The sequence below is a fragment of the Bradyrhizobium sp. WU425 genome, from assembly GCF_021052305.1.
GTDB lineage: Bacteria > Pseudomonadota > Alphaproteobacteria > Rhizobiales > Xanthobacteraceae > Bradyrhizobium > Bradyrhizobium canariense_D.
In genome coordinates this window covers 2,856,046-2,870,549 of sequence record NZ_CP088089.1, presented here as the reverse complement: position 1 = coordinate 2,870,549, position 14,504 = coordinate 2,856,046, and the positions used below count along the sequence as shown (strand labels likewise).

The following is a 14,504-nucleotide window of genomic DNA, read 5'->3' as shown; positions in this document are numbered from 1 at the left end:
GTGAGCTGTCGGAAACGTCCGGTCAGGTCGCGTCGCAATAGTCTCGGATCTGACCGAGCGTGAAATCACGCATTGAGGAGGCCGACCGCTCCAAATCGGCCTTGTACCAGTCGACTGTCATTTTCAATGCGTCGTCAAATCCGAGCCGGGGCCGCCAGCCAAGCAGTGTTCGCGCCTTCGAGGAATCCAGCTTCAGGAAGGTCGCCTCGTGCAAGTCGTCGCTGCCCACATGCTGCCATTGCGCACCATTGCCCCAAATCGCCGCCAGCGTGTCGGCGAGGCGCGCCACCGGCTGCTCGCTTTCCGGCCCTGGGCCGAAGTTCCAGCCTTCGGCCATGGCGGCGCCTTGCCTGGACGAAGCCTCGGCCAGGAGCAGGTATCCGGCAAGCGGCTCAAGCACGTGCTGCCACGGGCGAATGGCTCGCGGGCGCCGCACCTCCAGTGCGCGTTGCATCGCAAAGGCGCGGATCGCGTCCGGCACGATGCGATCCTTCGCCCAATCGCCACCGCCGATAACATTACCTGCACGTCCCGAAGCCGCCGGCGGCTCCGCGAAGCTGCGATTATACGACGTCAGCAGCAGCTCGGCGCATCCCTTGCTCGTGCTATAGGGATCGTGGCCTCCCATCGCCTCGTTCTCGCGATAACCCCACACCCACTCGCGATTTTCATAGCACTTGTCGCTGGTGACGATGACGAACGAGCGGACGCCGTCACCCGTCCCCTCCGCCTTTGCCTTGAGATTGAACTGACGCACCGCCTCGAGCAGGTTCACCGTACCCATCACGTTGGTCGAAACAGTGCCGATCGGATCGACATAGGATTCGCGCAGGACGGATTGCGCGGCGAGGTGAAACACCACTTCAGGCCTGCTGGTCGCCAACGCATGCGACAATGCCCCGATATCCCTGATGTCGCCGCGCGTGTCATCCACGACGGCCGCGACCTCTGCCCGGTCGAACAAGGACGGCGTCGTCGGTGGCGCTAGCGAGAAACCGAAAACGCGGGCGTTCATGGCGGATAGCCACAGGCTGAGCCAGGCGCCCTTGAAACCGGTGTGTCCTGTCACCAGAACGCGCCGGCCACGCCAGAACTCCGGGTTTACGTCCACATACGCCACGGCGGGTTATTCTCCTTCCAGAGCGCCTCGAGCAAATTGCGTTCTCGCAGAGTATCCATCGACCGCCAGAACCCTTCGTGGCGAAACACACGCAGTTCGCCGCTTTGGGCCAGTTGCTCGAGCGGCTGCCGCTCCCAGGTCGTGGAGTCACCGGCAATCAGCTGGGCGATGCGAGGATTGAGCACGAAGAACCCACCATTGATCCATCCGCCGTCGCCGAGGGGTTTTTCGTTGAAACCCTTCACGACGCTGTCCTGGAGTTCGAGACTGCCGAACCTGCCTGGTGGACGCACGCCGGTAACGGTCGCAAGCTTGCCGTGCGAACGATGAAACGAGATCAGCTTCGCGATGTCGATATCGGCGACGCCATCGCCATAGGTCAGGCAAAACGCATCGTCGTCTTGCACAAAGGGGAGCGCCCTCTTGATACGGCCGCCCGTCTCGGTCTCGGCGCCGGTGTCGACCAGCGTCACGCGCCACGGCTCCGACCGGCTGGCGTGAAAGTCGATCTGGTTGTTCTTGAGATCGATCGTGACGTCGGACGTATGCAGCAGGTAGTGTGAGAAATATTCCTTGATCAGGTAGCCCTTGTACCCCAGGCATATCACGAAGTCGTTGATGCCGAACGACGAGTAGATCTTCATGATGTGCCAGAGGATCGGATGACCGCCGATCTCGACCATCGGTTTCGGTCGGACGGAGGTTTCCTCGCTGAGGCGACTGCCGAGGCCTCCCGCCAGAATCATCGCTTTCATGAGACCATTCCTACCGAGGGCGGCCCGGCGCGCCGGCTTGACGTCCGGCTCATGCTCAATCCGGAAGTATGCGGACTTCGGGCAACGGCATGACCAGTTTCGACTTCAGTCCTCTTGCCCGCAATTGTTCGGCAATCGGCTGACCATAGTGCCAGGCGAGCAGTACCACGTAGTCCGGCTGTTCGCGGATCAGGCGCTCGTTGTCGACGATCGGAATCTGCTTTCCGGGCAAATGCAGGCCGAGCTTGAGCGAGGTGGGTTGCTCGCAGATATACGGCATCAGCGTGCGATCGATGCCGACATAGTTCAGCAGCGTGCTGCAACGGCCAGGGCACGAATTGCCGACGAAGCTCAGGCCCTTCTTGTTGCAGTCGAGGGCGAGCTCGAGGAGGTCCCGCTTGACCTTTTCCGCGCGTGCACGGAAAGCCGCGTAGCATTCGGGGTTCGAGAGGCCGAAATCATCCTCGGCCTTCAGAAGTCGCGCGAGCGCAGGCTTGACCGGACGCCCCCTGCCCTTCGCCACGTACACGCGGATATTGCCGCCGTAACGGCTGACGCGCTGCGCGTCGACACAGGTGAAATCGAAGAACTCGAACAGCTTGACGATCGACTTCAGCGAGTAGGTGCGAAGGTGCTCGTGGTAAATTGTATCGAACTGCCCGCCCTCGATGACGTCGAGCAGATAATGGTTTTCGAGGATGAAGACGCCGTCAGGCGCAAGCAGGCGCTCCAGGCCGCGGATGAAGCCGCCGAGTTGGGCCACATGCGCGAAGACATTGGTGGCGGTGGCGACCTTGGCATGGCCGTGCGTCTCCACGACCTTGCGGGCAGTTTCCTCGTCGAAGAACGCCTGCAGCGTGTCGATGCCCTGTTCCTGCGCGATGCGTCCGATGTTGGTCGGCTCGATGCCGAGAACGCGCATGCCGCGTCGCTTGAATCCTGAGAGCAGTGTTCCGTCGTTGGACCCGATGTCGACAACGAGTTCGTCCGACTTAAGGCAGAGATCTGCGACCGCATCCTGCACGAACGCGTCCTGATAGACCGCGAGCTCCTTGGTGATGCCAGAGCGGTACGGATATTCGGGGTGGAATACGACTTCCGGCGGAACGACGTAGTCGATCTGTGACAGCGAGCAATCGCGGCACCACACCTGACGAAGCGGGTAGCTCGTTTCGGGACCGTCGAGCTGCGCCTTCGACGGCAGCGAGTCACAGAGCGGCTGATGTCCAAGGTCGATGACAAGCTCGAGCCGCTCGGAGCCGCAGACCTGACAGCGCGTCAGCTTCCCGGTTGGGATGTCATGATATGAGGCGTTGGGCATTCGGAACCTTAATTGCGACAACGAAATACTGCACATTTCCGGGAGGCGATCCACCCAAGCGGCGGCGCGACATCTAGCGCGCCGGGCGAGGCTTACTGGAAAGCCCCCCATTAATCAAGCATATGCCCTTCGAAATACTACGTAATTTGCCCGCGAAAGCCCGGGTGGCTTTGCGCGATGCGCCGCATCTGGTACTAGCATTTTTCAGCTGACAGCAACCCTCGACGAATAGCGATTACACGGACAGGACAACAAACGAAATGCGCGGAAAGCCCGCCGACACGGAACGCAAGCTCATTTCCATTTTGATTCCTGTCTTCAATGAGGAAGACAACATCCGCAGGGCCTACGACGCCGTTCGCCAGGTCTTCGAACAAATAAACGATCGCTATACGTTCGAAATCATCTTCACGGACAACCACAGCACCGACAAGTCGAGTGCTATTATCACCGAACTGGCGGCAGCCGATCCGCGCGTTCGCGCGGTGCGATTTGCCCGAAACTTTGGATTCCAGAGGTCCGTGCTCACGGCCTATCGTCTGGCCTCCGGAGACGCTGCCATCCAGGTCGACTGCGACCTCCAGGATCCACCGACAGTATTCCCCAAATTTCTGGAGCTGTGGGAGCAGGGTCACGACGTGGTCGTGGGTATCAGGCGCTTCCGGCAGGAAAGCAAGTTGTTGCAGTGGGCGCGACGGGTCTACTACCGGCTGCTCAAGCGCCTGTCCGACGATAATCTGATGCTCGACAGCGGCGATTTCAGGCTGATCGACCGAAGCGTGCTGGATCAGCTTCATCTGATCAACGACGTCGCGCCTTATACCCGCGGTCTAACGTCGCTGCTCGCGACCAAGCAGATCGGAGTGGCCTACGACCGACATGCGCGGCAAGCCGGCGTCAGCAAATTTCCGCTCGGAAAGCTGATATCGCTGGCGGTGGACGGGTTGATCACGCACTCGATCTTTCCGCTTCGCCTCGCCGCCTTCATTGGGCTGGGAATTTCGGTACTGACATGCCTCGCGAGTTTTTTCTACATCTTCTCGCGGCTATTCTTCGGCATCAACTGGCCGGCGGGCTTTGCCACGACAACGGTGCTGCTGCTGTTCGGGATCAGTCTCAACGCCATCTTTCTTGGTATCATCGGCGAGTATGTGGGACGGATCTACAATCAGGTACGCTCTCGACCGACCACGGTCATCGAGTTCAGCGTCAATCTGCCGGAGGGGTCCCTGGAACGCCTTGCACTACAAGCGCCGGCGGCGGCGGGCGTCCGAAGAGCACCGGCCGATATCTCCCGCCGAACCGGGACGGAGCAGTGATCATGACGGAATTCGACCGATATCGCGACGGCTATAGCGCGCAAATCGACAGCGCGATCGCCTTTAGCGGCCAGCCTCAGGATTTCTTCACGCGCGCAAAGGCGCGCTACCTCCTGAATGCGTTCTCCAAGTTCCGCTCGCAGAGCGATATTTCGTTGCGACCGCTCGACGTCCTGGATATCGGCTGTGGGCAGGGCTTGATTCATCCGCACCTGAGGCCTGCGCAATCCGGCATCAAGCTGACCGGAATCGACGTCGCCGGTACGGTCATCGAAGAAGCAAAAGCCACTAATCCAGACGTCCACTACGATGTCTATGAAGGCACGCGGCTTCCCTACCAGGATCGCAGCTTCGACATCGCCTATGCGATAGCCGTCATGCATCACGTTCCGCCCGACGATTGGGAATCCTTTCTCGTCGAAGCGGCTCGCGTGGTCCGGCCGGGAGGCCGCGTCATCATCATCGAGCACAATCCGCTCAATCCGCTGACGCAGAAGATCGTTAGGAGTTGCCCGTTCGACCAGAACGCCGTGTTGCTCCGCTCCGGTCGGCTCGCCAAGCTGTTTCGCGCCGCCGGCATGGTCGATCTGGAACGGCAGTTCATCATATTCACCCCGTTCGACACACCCTTCTTCCACAAGGTGGATGCTAGCTTTGGTTGGCTGCCGCTCGGCGCGCAATATTGCATGGCCGCTCATGTGCCCTCGTGACGCACATCAGCCGAGCGCACCACAGCAGCAGCCCGCGTCGCCCAAACTCGGAGCAAGGTGCGCGATCCGTCACCGTCTCGCCTTGCCGGTCTGAGGCTTTCGGGACGATGTCATGACATTCGCCGTGCATGAGCATCGCTACGAGGCGGTGCGGCAACGATCGGGCGCCTGGCTCGACGACGTGGCGCCGCTGCTGTCGAGCGCAGCTCTGACGTTGCTTGGCCTTCTGTTCGAAATCGCGCTTGCCAAGCGGTTGGGTACTGAACCCCGGCTGCGCAAGCAGTAAATCTTCTCGTTCTGGGGGCCGCCTTCGATAGCGAAAGCCGCTGACCAGTCCGTTATCGACCTGAACAGCATTTCCGCCTCGACATGCCAATTGGTTGCTGGTCGAGGCGAGCGACGTCGCAGGTGTCGCGCGTGTTGCAAATTCCGGCGATCTCTCAGATGAGTAGGCCTCGCCGATCCCGGCATCCCGCGCGGAGCTCTGTGCAAGGAACACCGGAATGGTCAGAATTATCGTGAGAAGCAGGGGCTAAAGTTCGCGCAGCTTACTGTTTCGAGACAGGGCAACTCATTCTCCGACCCTCGTCGGGAGCCGACAGGACCAGAATAGTATTCAGCCCGAAAATAGATGCCCTCGCGCAAAGCTGCGCGTCGCCAGCGACTTGCGAAATCGCGTCGTTTTTGTAGAGGCTGGTCGTGTAGTAGATATCCCTCCCACACTTGAATTCTGGAGGGCTGAGCCCTTTCAACATCGGCACGCCGAGGATTGCTGGAACGAAGAACGAGTCCCCTCGACAGTCGATATTGTTCGTCCAGAACGACCGATCGTTCGGCGCGACGAACACCGCGGTACGGTGCGTCTGCGCCGCACCCAATGAAAGCAACGTCTGTATAGACTGCGCTCCCGGCGTATGCCTCACGTCATCGCCAATCTCTCCGCGAACGCTACCGGCGGGCGATAGCAGCGCTGCCATCGCGCGCAAGGTCGGCAACGGCGCCACATCGCCCCTGCCGGCGAGCACATGGGCCCGCGCGCGCAATTCCTGAAACTGCCTCGTGAACTCGATGGAGCTGCGTCTCTTCTCATTCGTCGCGAGGGCGATGAAGACGATCACGAGCAGTATCATACCGGGAGTAAACGCCCGAAGCTGCAGCCTTTCGAGCATCGGAGCGCCATAGGCCGTTAAGAAGGCGATACAGACAAAGGTCCCGACATTCGCGAAATAGAACGCCGAGCCTCCCGCAATGTCGAGCAGGAGAGCTGGAACGAGGCTTCCCATCGCAAAGAGTGCAAACGCTTCTGCCAGCCGTTTCTCGTCCAACGACCCGGCGAGCCAAAGGCGCACGGCACCATAAAGCAGGACCAGATTGGCCGCGATGTTTGGAAGCGCTAGGCGGGGATACTCGCGCACAAAACTGAGCGGACTCAGCGCATGGACATAAGTGCCGGCGTCGGGGGAACTGACTACGCTGGCAAGCCCGACCAGTGGCGCAATCGGGGCCGCAACTTTGATGAAATTCAGAAGAGTCAATCCCAGTCGTCGCCACAGTAAATATCCCACGACTCCCCATAAGATCACACCGACTGAAATCTTTGCGAACAAAACCAACGTTCCCGCGATCGTCAGGGCTATCAGGGGAGGCCCGAGCGACGATCTCTCATCGGCAATCTCTGCAAGCAGCGGCATCGCAAGCAAGAGCAGAAGGAGAGAGACCAAATAGCTTTCAGAAACAAGATACGAAGTCGCCCCCCAGAGATCGGCAACCATCAAGAGCAGGAGCGGCATCAACGTGACGAGGGCACCGTTAGTCAATCCCTGTGCTGGACGCCGCAGCAGCAAGCCGGCCATGATCAAGACGAAGAACAACAACGGGATGGCTATGATTTGCGCTGCGAGATAGTAGGCCTCGAGAGTCGTGACGCCGAGCCACAGGCCGACACATGCCATCCATATGTGGGACAGCACATGGTACTTGATCGGCATGAGGCCGTCCAATCCCGTGCTTAAATGCCCGGAGTTAACGAGCATGTTGGCAATAGACGCATGAAAAAGCGTATCGAGGTGCTGCAGGCCCGTTAGTGCCTGTTCCGGCGTGAGGACAGTGGCATACCCCTTTGAGTTCACCACGAAGAAATAACCAATCCCCGCACCACAGCCGCAAACAACAGCCAGCATCGACGTGCGTCGTGCCATGTCGCGCACGACCACGATGGTGCGCTGCAGGCCCAAGAAGATCGTTCCAAGCAAAATTGGATAGACGATGATGTCGGCAAAGACGGGACCGAACCAAGCGAGGCATGGCAGAAAAATGATTGCAATGGCCGAGAGAACCACCTTGGCATGGCTCGTGCGGAGCTGATGTCGGCGATGTGAGGTCAATACCATCAGGCAGGATACTGCCGCCGCCAACAGCAGAAACGACTTCACAAACACAAACCAGTGGGGACTTCCCAATGGCAAGCGCACGATTGCGCATGCCATGGCCGATGTCGCTGACATCACGCATGTGAAGATCGCCGCGAAGCAAATGGCGGCTGCTTCAGACGAGGCCTGGCTCGCCCCGGAAGCCCGATCCAACGTTTCCTGTGGGATCTGGGGAGAAAACATGCAGGCTCGACCCTTCAACAACCGATTTGGGGAGGCGCTTATCGTGGAACGACACCGGACGCCGAATAACCAATTACGAGCACTGCGACCAGTGCCGTTTCGAAAAACACCTGGAATGTCGAGCTTGTACCACTCAGATCGGCACGGTCCCCGGCAATCATGAGTTGCGCCTGAGGGGCAACTTGCGTCGTCTGCCCACCTTGGCGTATCAAGGCCGTGGTTCAGACCTTTTCTAACGGCTCGACCGGGGATAAGGACCTGAATTACCTAAACCTTTTTGGATCCGCGACCTTGATAGACACGAGCCTCGTGATCATCGCCGAGACCGAGACGATTCAAGAAGCGTTTCGGCGCCTCAACGCCAACATGCTCGGCATCCTGTTTGCTCAGGATGCAGGCGGGCGGATCGTGGGCGCGGTGACCGACGGCGACATCCGCAGGCGCATGTTGACCGGCATCACGATCCACGACCGGGTCGCGACCTGCATCAATCGCAACTTCGCCTGGGCGCATGTCGGCGGGCCGCGCGAACAGATCCTCAAGCTGCTCGACCAGCGGGTGCACGTGGTGCCGATCCTCGATGGCGAGGGACGGCTGGTCGACGTGTTCAGCCGCGAGCTGTTTAACCTGTCGGAAGAGAGCGAAGTGTTCGCGCGCGCGCGCTCGCCGGTGCGGATCAGCTTCTCCGGCGGCGGCACCGACCTGACGCATTATTTCGTGGCAAATGACGGCGGGGCTGTCATCAACGCCACGATCAAGATGTACGCTCACGCGACGCTGCGGCGACGGAGCGATCCCAGCATCCGAATCTATTCGCACGATTTCCGCTGTACGATCGAGGTTGACGATCTCGCAGAACTTGGCTCGGGCGGCGATCTCGCCCTGATCAAGTCGGTCGTCCGGCTGATCAAGCCGACTTACGGCTTCGAACTCGAAGTGTCCGCCGACTTCCCTGTCGGCTCCGGCCTCGGTGGCTCGGCGGTGGTCTCGTCCGCCATCATCGGCTGCTTCAACGAATTTCGCGGCGATCAGTGGGACCGTCACGAGGTCGCCGAGATGGCGTTCCAGGCCGAGCGGCTGATGCTCAACATTCCCGGCGGTTGGCAGGATCAGTACGCCACCGTGTTCGGCGGCTTCAATCACATGGAGTTTTTCTCCGACCAGAACACCATCGTGCCGCTTCGTCTCGATCCCAACATCATCGCCGAACTCGAGGAGAGCCTTGTGCTCTGCTACACCGGCTCGGGCCGCGATTCCGGCGCCATCCACCGCGACCAGAAGGCGCAGCACGAGACCAGCGACGCCGTCGCTGCGGCCGCCAAGCAGAAGGAAGTGACGCGCGACATCCGGCGACATCTGCTGCGCGGCCAGCTGCTGGAATGCGGTCGGCTGATCGACGACGCCTGGCACGCCAAGCGGAAGCTGAGCTCGAAGATCTCGTCGGACGCGATCGATGCGATCTACGATTTCGCCAAACAGAACGGCGCGGTCGGCGGCAAACTACTGGGCGCCGGCGGCGGCGGTTACTTCATGTTCTTCGTGCGTCCGTTCGAGCGCTATCAGCTCATTGCCGCACTGGAACACCAGGGGCACAGCTGTTCGCGCATCATGTTCGAAGAAAACGGGCTGCGGACGTGGAAGTCGCGCTTTCCCGCGCGATTCGCCTGACGATATGAGACGAGAATGTTGATGACATCGCCCAACCAGCCTGCCCCCGTCCGCATCGGCAACCGTCTTCTGGGCGATGGCGAACCCTGCTACGTCATCGCCGAGATCGGCAACAACCACAATGGCGATTTCGATCGCGCCATTGCGCTGGTCGATGCCGCGGTCGCGGCCGGTGCCGATTGCGCCAAATTCCAGATGCGCAAGCTCGACGAGGTCTATCGCGCTTCGAGCCTGTCCGGGAAGGACGACGACCTCGCCGTCGAATATACGCTCGATCTGCTGCGCCGCTTCGAGCTCCCGCCCGCACAGCAAAAGAAAATCGCCGAGTACTGCGCAGCAAAGGGTATTCAGTATCTCTGCACGCCCTGGGACGCAAAGAGCGTCGCCGTCCTCGAAGAGTTCGGCGTGCTGGCCTACAAGGTCGCCTCCGCCGATCTCACCAATCTGCCGCTGCTGGCGTGCCTTGCCGCCACCGGCAAGACGCTGATCGTCTCGACCGGCATGAGCACGACGGACGAAATCAAGACCGCGGCGAAATTCCTCGACGACCGCGATGCGAGCTACGTGCTGCTGCACTGCCAGAGCACGTATCCGGCCGCGCTCCACAACATCCATCTGCGTTTCATGGAAACGCTGCGCGAGATCCATCCGCTCGTCGGCTATTCGGGGCACGAGCGCGGCGTCGCCGTTTCGACGGCCGCGGTGGCGCTTGGCGCCGTCGTCATCGAACGCCACATCACGCTCGACCGCGGGATGGAAGGTCCGGACCACGCCGCGAGCCTCGAGCCGGAGGAATTCAAGACGCTGGTCTCGGGCATCCGCGAGGTGGAGGCGGCGCGCGGCGAGAAACTGGCAGAGCGCGCGCTGAGCCAGGGTGAGCTGATCAACCGTGAAAACCTTGCCAAGAGCCTGGTGGCCGCGCGCGACCTTCCGGCCGGCACCGTGATCTCCGACAGCGACATCGCCGTGAAGAGCCCGGGTCAGGGCCTGTCGCCGCTGAAGATGCCGGCGCTGCTCGGCCGCAAGCTGACGCGGACGATGGCGGGCGATGATTATTTCTTCCAGAGCGACCTCGACGAAGGTACCGCAAAAGCGCGGCGCTACCGCTTCGACCGGCCCTGGGGCGTGCCGGTGCGCTATCACGACACCGAGCGCTTCCTGGAGATCTGCGAGCCAGATATCATCGAGTTCCATCTCAGCTACAGCGACATGGAACGCGATCCCGCGACGTATCTCTCCGGCACCTATGATCTCGGCTTCGTCGTGCATGCGCCGGAGCTGTTTGCCGGCTCCAAGCTGATGGACCTCGCAACCCCCGACGAGGCGCTGCGGCGATATTCGCTGGAGCAGACCCAGGCCGTGATCGACATCACCCGCGGCCTGAAGAAATTCTTTCCCAAGACGAAGCGCCCGCCCATCGTCGCCAATATCGGCGGTTTCACCATGGACGAGCCATTGCCGCCGGCGGACAAGGCCGAGCGCTACCGCATCTTCGCCCAGAGCCTGAAGGAGCTCGACATGGACGGCGTCGAGCTGACGCCGCAGACGATGGCGCCGTTCCCCTGGCATTTCGGCGGCCAGCGCCACCAGAATATTTTCATCTTCCCGGAAGAATCGGCCGCGTTTTGCGCCAAGCATGATCTGCGGATGTGCGTCGACATCTCGCACACCAAGCTCGCCGCCAACCATTTCGGCTTCGACTTCGCACAAGGCCTGGCGCAGCTCGGGCCGCACACTGCGCATCTGCATTTCGGGGACGCCAAGGGGCTCGACGGCGAAGGGCTCCAGGTCGGCGAAGGCGAGATCGATTTCGACGAGATCGGGCGGGTGCTGCGCAAGCATGCCCCGACCGCGTCCTTCATCCCCGAAATCTGGCAGGGCCACAAGAACATGGGTGAAGGCTTCTGGATCGCGCTCGAGCGTCTCGAGGGGCATATCTGATGGCGCGCAAGACACTGGCCGTGATCGCTGCGCGCGGCGGCTCCAAGGGCATTCCGCACAAGAACCTGCTCGATCTCTGCGGCAAGCCGTTGATCGCGTGGACGGTCGAGCAGGCACGCGCGGCGCGCGGCGTCGACGTCGTGGCAGTCTCTTCCGACAGCGACAGCATCATCGCCGCGGCCGAAGCCGCCGGCGCCATCGGCGTGCGGCGCCCCGAAGACATTTCGGGTGACCTCGCCTCCTCCGAATCAGCGTGGCTGCACGCACTCAATGCGATCGACGAGCGAATGGGACGGTTTGAGCGGATCGTCGCGCTCCAGGCGACGTCGCCGATCCGCCAGTCCAGCGACATCGAGGACGCGCTTTCGACCTTCGATCGCGACCATCTCGACAGCCTGCTCTCGGTCTGCGAGGTCGAGGATTATTTCAACTGGCGTATCGGCGCGAGCGGGCCGGAGCCGATCAATTACGACTATCGCAATCGGCGCATGCGGCAGCAGATCGAGAAGCGCTACCTGGAGAACGGCTCGTTTTACGTCCTGATCCCATCACTCCTGCGCGAGCAGAACAATCGTCTCGGCGGCAAGATCGGTTTTCACGTGATGGATCGTCACAAGATGTTCCAGATCGATCGTCCCGAGGACGTCAAGCTTTGCGCTGCCATCATGCGTAGTTACGGCTATGCATGACCTCAGCGCCTTTTCTCTTGCCGGCAAGATCGCGGTCGTCACCGGCGCCTCCCGCGGCATTGGCTCTGCGATCGCGACCGGCCTGAAGGATGCGGGCGCCACGGTGTTCGGCCTCAGCCGTTCCGGGACCGCACCACAGGGCGTGAGCGCGATTGCCTGCGATCTCTCCGATGACGAGGCCATCGAGAGCGCATTCCGCATCGTGACCGCTCAAGGCGGACGCATCGACGCGCTGGTCAACGCCGCCGGCATCAGCCTGCCGGCCCAAAGCGCCGGGAGCGAGCTCGCGCGCTTCCGCGCCACGGTCGCAACCGACCTCACCGGCGTCTACGCCACCATCCTTGCCGCCTATCCGCTTCTGAAGAACGCGGGCTCTGCTGCGATCATCAACGTCACCAGCATCAATTCGGTCCGCGGCTTTCCCGGAAATCCCGGTTACGTGGCGGCGAAGGCCGGTCTTGCCGGACTGACGCGTGCGCTCGCCGCCGATTATGCGCCCGACGGCATCCGCGTCAACGCACTCGCGCCCGGCTATGTCGCGACCGAGATGACCGCGAAGAGTTTTGCCGATCCCGACATGCACGAGGCGAGGCGCCGCCACACGATGCTCGGGCGTTGGGGACAGCCTGCCGACATGGTGGGAGCCGCCGTCTTCCTGGCGTCAGAAGCCTCCGCCTATGTGACCGGACAGGAACTCTTCGTCGACGGCGGCTGGACCACAAAGGGCCTTGCCATCAACTCGGACAAGCAACCGTGACCGCAACGCTCGAACGCATCGGCTTCATGCAAGGCAGGCTTTCGGCTCTCGTCGGTGGCAAGATCCAGGCATTCCCCTGGGACGAGTGGCGCGAGGAATTCTCGCGTGCGAAAGAGCTCGGCCTGACGCGGATGGAATGGACCATCGATCAGGAACGGCTGCGCGAGAATCCGCTGACGACCGAGCCGGGTCAACAGGACATTCTGGCGCTGTCACGCGAGAACGGCGTGCGGATGCCGAGCCTGACCGGCGACTGCTTCATGCAGGCGCCGTTCTGGAAGGTCGATGCCGTCGTGCGCGACGCGCTCGTCGCCGACCTCGATCTGCTGATCGCCTCCTGTAGCCGCATCGGCATCGAATTCATCGTGATCCCGCTGGTCGACAACGGCAAGATCGAGCGCGAGAGCGACAGCGATACGTTGAAGCGCGTGTTGCTCGCTCGCTCCGAGCAGCTTGCGAGACGGAACGTCAAGATCGTCTTCGAATCCGATCTGCCGCCGCGCGAGCTCGCCCGGTTCATGGAGGCATATCCAGCCCACGTCTTCGGCATCAACTACGATAGCGGCAACAGCGCCTCGCTCGGTTATGACAGCGACGAGGAGATCGGCGCCTACGCGCCGCGCATCCTCAATGTGCACGTGAAAGACCGCGTTCGCGGCGGGACGACCGTGCCGCTCGGTACCGGCGACGCAGACCTTGCCAAGACGATCCGGCTGATCGAGCGATCCGGCTACAAGGGCCAATACATCCTGCAGACAGCGCGTGCCGTCGACGGCGACCACGCCGGCGCGCTGGCAAAATACCGCGACATGACGGTTCGCTGGATCGAGGACGCGGCGCGATGAAGCTAGAGCTGGACGATCGCGTCGCTCTCGTCACCGGCGCCAGCCGCGGGATCGGGCTTGCAATCGCGACAACGCTCGCGGCAGAAGGCGCCAAGGTCGCGCTTGCGGCACGCGGCGCCGATGCGCTGAACGCCGCGCGCGCGGCCATCGGCGGGCGGAACTCTATTCACGTTGCCGACGTCACCGATCCCGCCGCCGCCACGGGCCTTGTTCAGGACGTCGAAAAGCAGTGGGGCCGGCTCGACATCCTCGTCTGCAATGTCGGCAGCGGCGCGTCCGTGCCCCCGGGGCAGGAAACCGCGGCGGAGTGGTCGCGGGTGATGGACCTCAATCTCTTCGCCACCACCAACATGATCGAGGCGGCCCGGCCGCTGATGGCGCGTGGCAGCGGCGATCGCGCCATCGTCTGCATCTCCTCGATCGCAGGCATGGCCGCACTCGGCGCGCCGGTCGCCTACTACGCCGCCAAAGCGGCACTGAATGCGACCGTGCGCGGTCTAGCGCGGCCGCTGGCGCTGGAAGGCATCCGTATCAATGCGGTCGCGCCTGGAAACATCTTGAGCCCGGACGGGACCTGGGCGCGCAAGATCGCCGAAAACAAGCAGGCGGTCGACGACATGCTCCAGCGCGAGGTGGCGTTACGCCGGCTCGGCACTCCCGAGGAGATCGCTGACGTCGTCGCCTTCCTTGCTTCGCCCCGCGCCGCCTTTATCAGCGGCAGCGTGATGGTGGCCGACGGCGGCCAGCTCAGAAGCTGAACAGGAGCC

13 protein-coding genes are annotated in these 14,504 nt (G+C 61.9%); 9 read left to right on the top strand and 4 right to left on the bottom strand.

Features of this window, described 5'->3' with window-relative positions; genetic code table 11:
* Positions 1 to 22: 22 nt before the first annotated feature.
* Genes rfbG through BcanWU425_RS13625 form a run of 3 tightly spaced genes read right to left on the bottom strand, consistent with a single transcriptional unit; the run spans position 23 to position 3,196 of the window.
* Positions 23 to 1,120, bottom strand: a complete 1,098-nt coding sequence (gene rfbG / locus BcanWU425_RS13635; protein ID WP_231190550.1) for a CDP-glucose 4,6-dehydratase — start codon at positions 1,118 to 1,120, stop codon at positions 23 to 25.
* A complete protein-coding gene (rfbF, locus tag BcanWU425_RS13630) occupies positions 1,102 to 1,875 on the bottom strand; it encodes a glucose-1-phosphate cytidylyltransferase (protein WP_204511813.1) in 774 nt (257 codons plus the stop codon). The genes rfbG and rfbF overlap by 19 nt, the downstream gene beginning before the upstream one ends.
* Positions 1,876 to 1,930: 55 nt before the next feature.
* Entirely contained in the window at positions 1,931 to 3,196 is a 1,266-nt protein-coding gene (locus BcanWU425_RS13625) for a class I SAM-dependent methyltransferase (RefSeq protein WP_204511814.1), read from the bottom strand.
* A gap of 260 nt (positions 3,197 to 3,456) precedes the next feature.
* Between BcanWU425_RS13625 and BcanWU425_RS13620 the strand changes: the two genes are divergently transcribed.
* The 3 genes from BcanWU425_RS13620 (at position 3,457) to BcanWU425_RS13610 (ending at position 5,511) form a co-directional block, all read left to right on the top strand.
* On the top strand, positions 3,457 to 4,515 hold the full coding sequence (locus BcanWU425_RS13620; protein ID WP_204511815.1) for a glycosyltransferase family 2 protein: 1,059 nt from the start codon (positions 3,457 to 3,459) through the stop codon (positions 4,513 to 4,515).
* Positions 4,516 to 4,517: 2 nt separating this feature from the next.
* Positions 4,518 to 5,225 carry a class I SAM-dependent methyltransferase gene (locus BcanWU425_RS13615; protein WP_204511816.1) on the top strand — a complete coding sequence of 236 codons (708 nt, stop codon included), beginning with the start codon at positions 4,518 to 4,520 and terminating at the stop codon, positions 5,223 to 5,225.
* Between the two features lie 112 nt (positions 5,226 to 5,337).
* Complete coding sequence (locus BcanWU425_RS13610) at positions 5,338 to 5,511, top strand: hypothetical protein (RefSeq protein ID WP_204511817.1); 174 nt, start codon at positions 5,338 to 5,340, stop codon at positions 5,509 to 5,511.
* Positions 5,512 to 5,773: 262 nt separating this feature from the next.
* On the opposite strand, the gene BcanWU425_RS13605 is transcribed toward BcanWU425_RS13610, so the two are convergent.
* Positions 5,774 to 7,837 (bottom strand): hypothetical protein, encoded by a 2,064-nt coding sequence (locus tag BcanWU425_RS13605; RefSeq protein WP_204511818.1) that lies wholly within the window; start codon positions 7,835 to 7,837, stop codon positions 5,774 to 5,776.
* Positions 7,838 to 8,128: 291 nt separating this feature from the next.
* Between BcanWU425_RS13605 and BcanWU425_RS13600 the strand changes: the two genes are divergently transcribed.
* The 6 genes from BcanWU425_RS13600 to BcanWU425_RS13575 are packed head-to-tail and all read left to right on the top strand — an operon-like array spanning position 8,129 to position 14,495.
* Positions 8,129 to 9,505 carry a GHMP family kinase ATP-binding protein gene (locus BcanWU425_RS13600; protein ID WP_204511819.1) on the top strand — a complete coding sequence of 459 codons (1,377 nt, stop codon included), beginning with the start codon at positions 8,129 to 8,131 and terminating at the stop codon, positions 9,503 to 9,505.
* 15 nt (positions 9,506 to 9,520) lie between these two features.
* Positions 9,521 to 11,446: an N-acetylneuraminate synthase family protein gene (locus BcanWU425_RS13595; protein WP_231190549.1), complete on the top strand. Its 1,926-nt coding sequence runs from the start codon at positions 9,521 to 9,523 to the stop codon at positions 11,444 to 11,446.
* The gene (locus BcanWU425_RS13590) at positions 11,446 to 12,135 is read left to right on the top strand and encodes an acylneuraminate cytidylyltransferase family protein (protein WP_204511821.1); all 690 of its coding nucleotides are present in this window, start codon (positions 11,446 to 11,448) and stop codon (positions 12,133 to 12,135) included. The genes BcanWU425_RS13595 and BcanWU425_RS13590 overlap by 1 nt, the downstream gene beginning before the upstream one ends.
* On the top strand, positions 12,128 to 12,892 hold the full coding sequence (locus tag BcanWU425_RS13585; RefSeq protein ID WP_204511822.1) for an SDR family oxidoreductase: 765 nt from the start codon (positions 12,128 to 12,130) through the stop codon (positions 12,890 to 12,892). The genes BcanWU425_RS13590 and BcanWU425_RS13585 overlap by 8 nt, the downstream gene beginning before the upstream one ends.
* Complete coding sequence (locus BcanWU425_RS13580; RefSeq protein WP_231190548.1) at positions 12,889 to 13,737, top strand: sugar phosphate isomerase/epimerase family protein; 849 nt, start codon at positions 12,889 to 12,891, stop codon at positions 13,735 to 13,737. The genes BcanWU425_RS13585 and BcanWU425_RS13580 overlap by 4 nt, the downstream gene beginning before the upstream one ends.
* Positions 13,734 to 14,495 carry an SDR family NAD(P)-dependent oxidoreductase gene (locus tag BcanWU425_RS13575; protein WP_204511823.1) on the top strand — a complete coding sequence of 254 codons (762 nt, stop codon included), beginning with the start codon at positions 13,734 to 13,736 and terminating at the stop codon, positions 14,493 to 14,495. Before BcanWU425_RS13580 ends, BcanWU425_RS13575 begins: the two co-directional genes overlap by 4 nt.
* Positions 14,496 to 14,504: the final 9 nt, after the last annotated feature.

Bases quoted from the DNA above. Each gene is read 5' to 3' on its own strand.
- rfbF (WP_204511813.1), bottom strand. From the start codon at position 1,875: ATGAAAGCGATGATTCTGGCGGGAGGCCTCGGCAGTCGCCTCAGCGAG.
- BcanWU425_RS13625 (WP_204511814.1), bottom strand. From the start codon at position 3,196: ATGCCCAACGCCTCATATCATGACATCCCAACCGGGAAGCTGACGCGC.
- BcanWU425_RS13620 (WP_204511815.1), top strand. From the start codon at position 3,457: ATGCGCGGAAAGCCCGCCGACACGGAACGCAAGCTCATTTCCATTTTG.
- BcanWU425_RS13615 (WP_204511816.1), top strand. From the start codon at position 4,518: ATGACGGAATTCGACCGATATCGCGACGGCTATAGCGCGCAAATCGAC.
- BcanWU425_RS13610 (WP_204511817.1), top strand. From the start codon at position 5,338: ATGACATTCGCCGTGCATGAGCATCGCTACGAGGCGGTGCGGCAACGA.
- BcanWU425_RS13605 (WP_204511818.1), bottom strand. From the start codon at position 7,837: ATGTTTTCTCCCCAGATCCCACAGGAAACGTTGGATCGGGCTTCCGGG.
- BcanWU425_RS13595 (WP_231190549.1), top strand. From the start codon at position 9,521: ATGTTGATGACATCGCCCAACCAGCCTGCCCCCGTCCGCATCGGCAAC.
- BcanWU425_RS13590 (WP_204511821.1), top strand. From the start codon at position 11,446: ATGGCGCGCAAGACACTGGCCGTGATCGCTGCGCGCGGCGGCTCCAAG.
- BcanWU425_RS13585 (WP_204511822.1), top strand. From the start codon at position 12,128: ATGCATGACCTCAGCGCCTTTTCTCTTGCCGGCAAGATCGCGGTCGTC.
- BcanWU425_RS13575 (WP_204511823.1), top strand. From the start codon at position 13,734: ATGAAGCTAGAGCTGGACGATCGCGTCGCTCTCGTCACCGGCGCCAGC.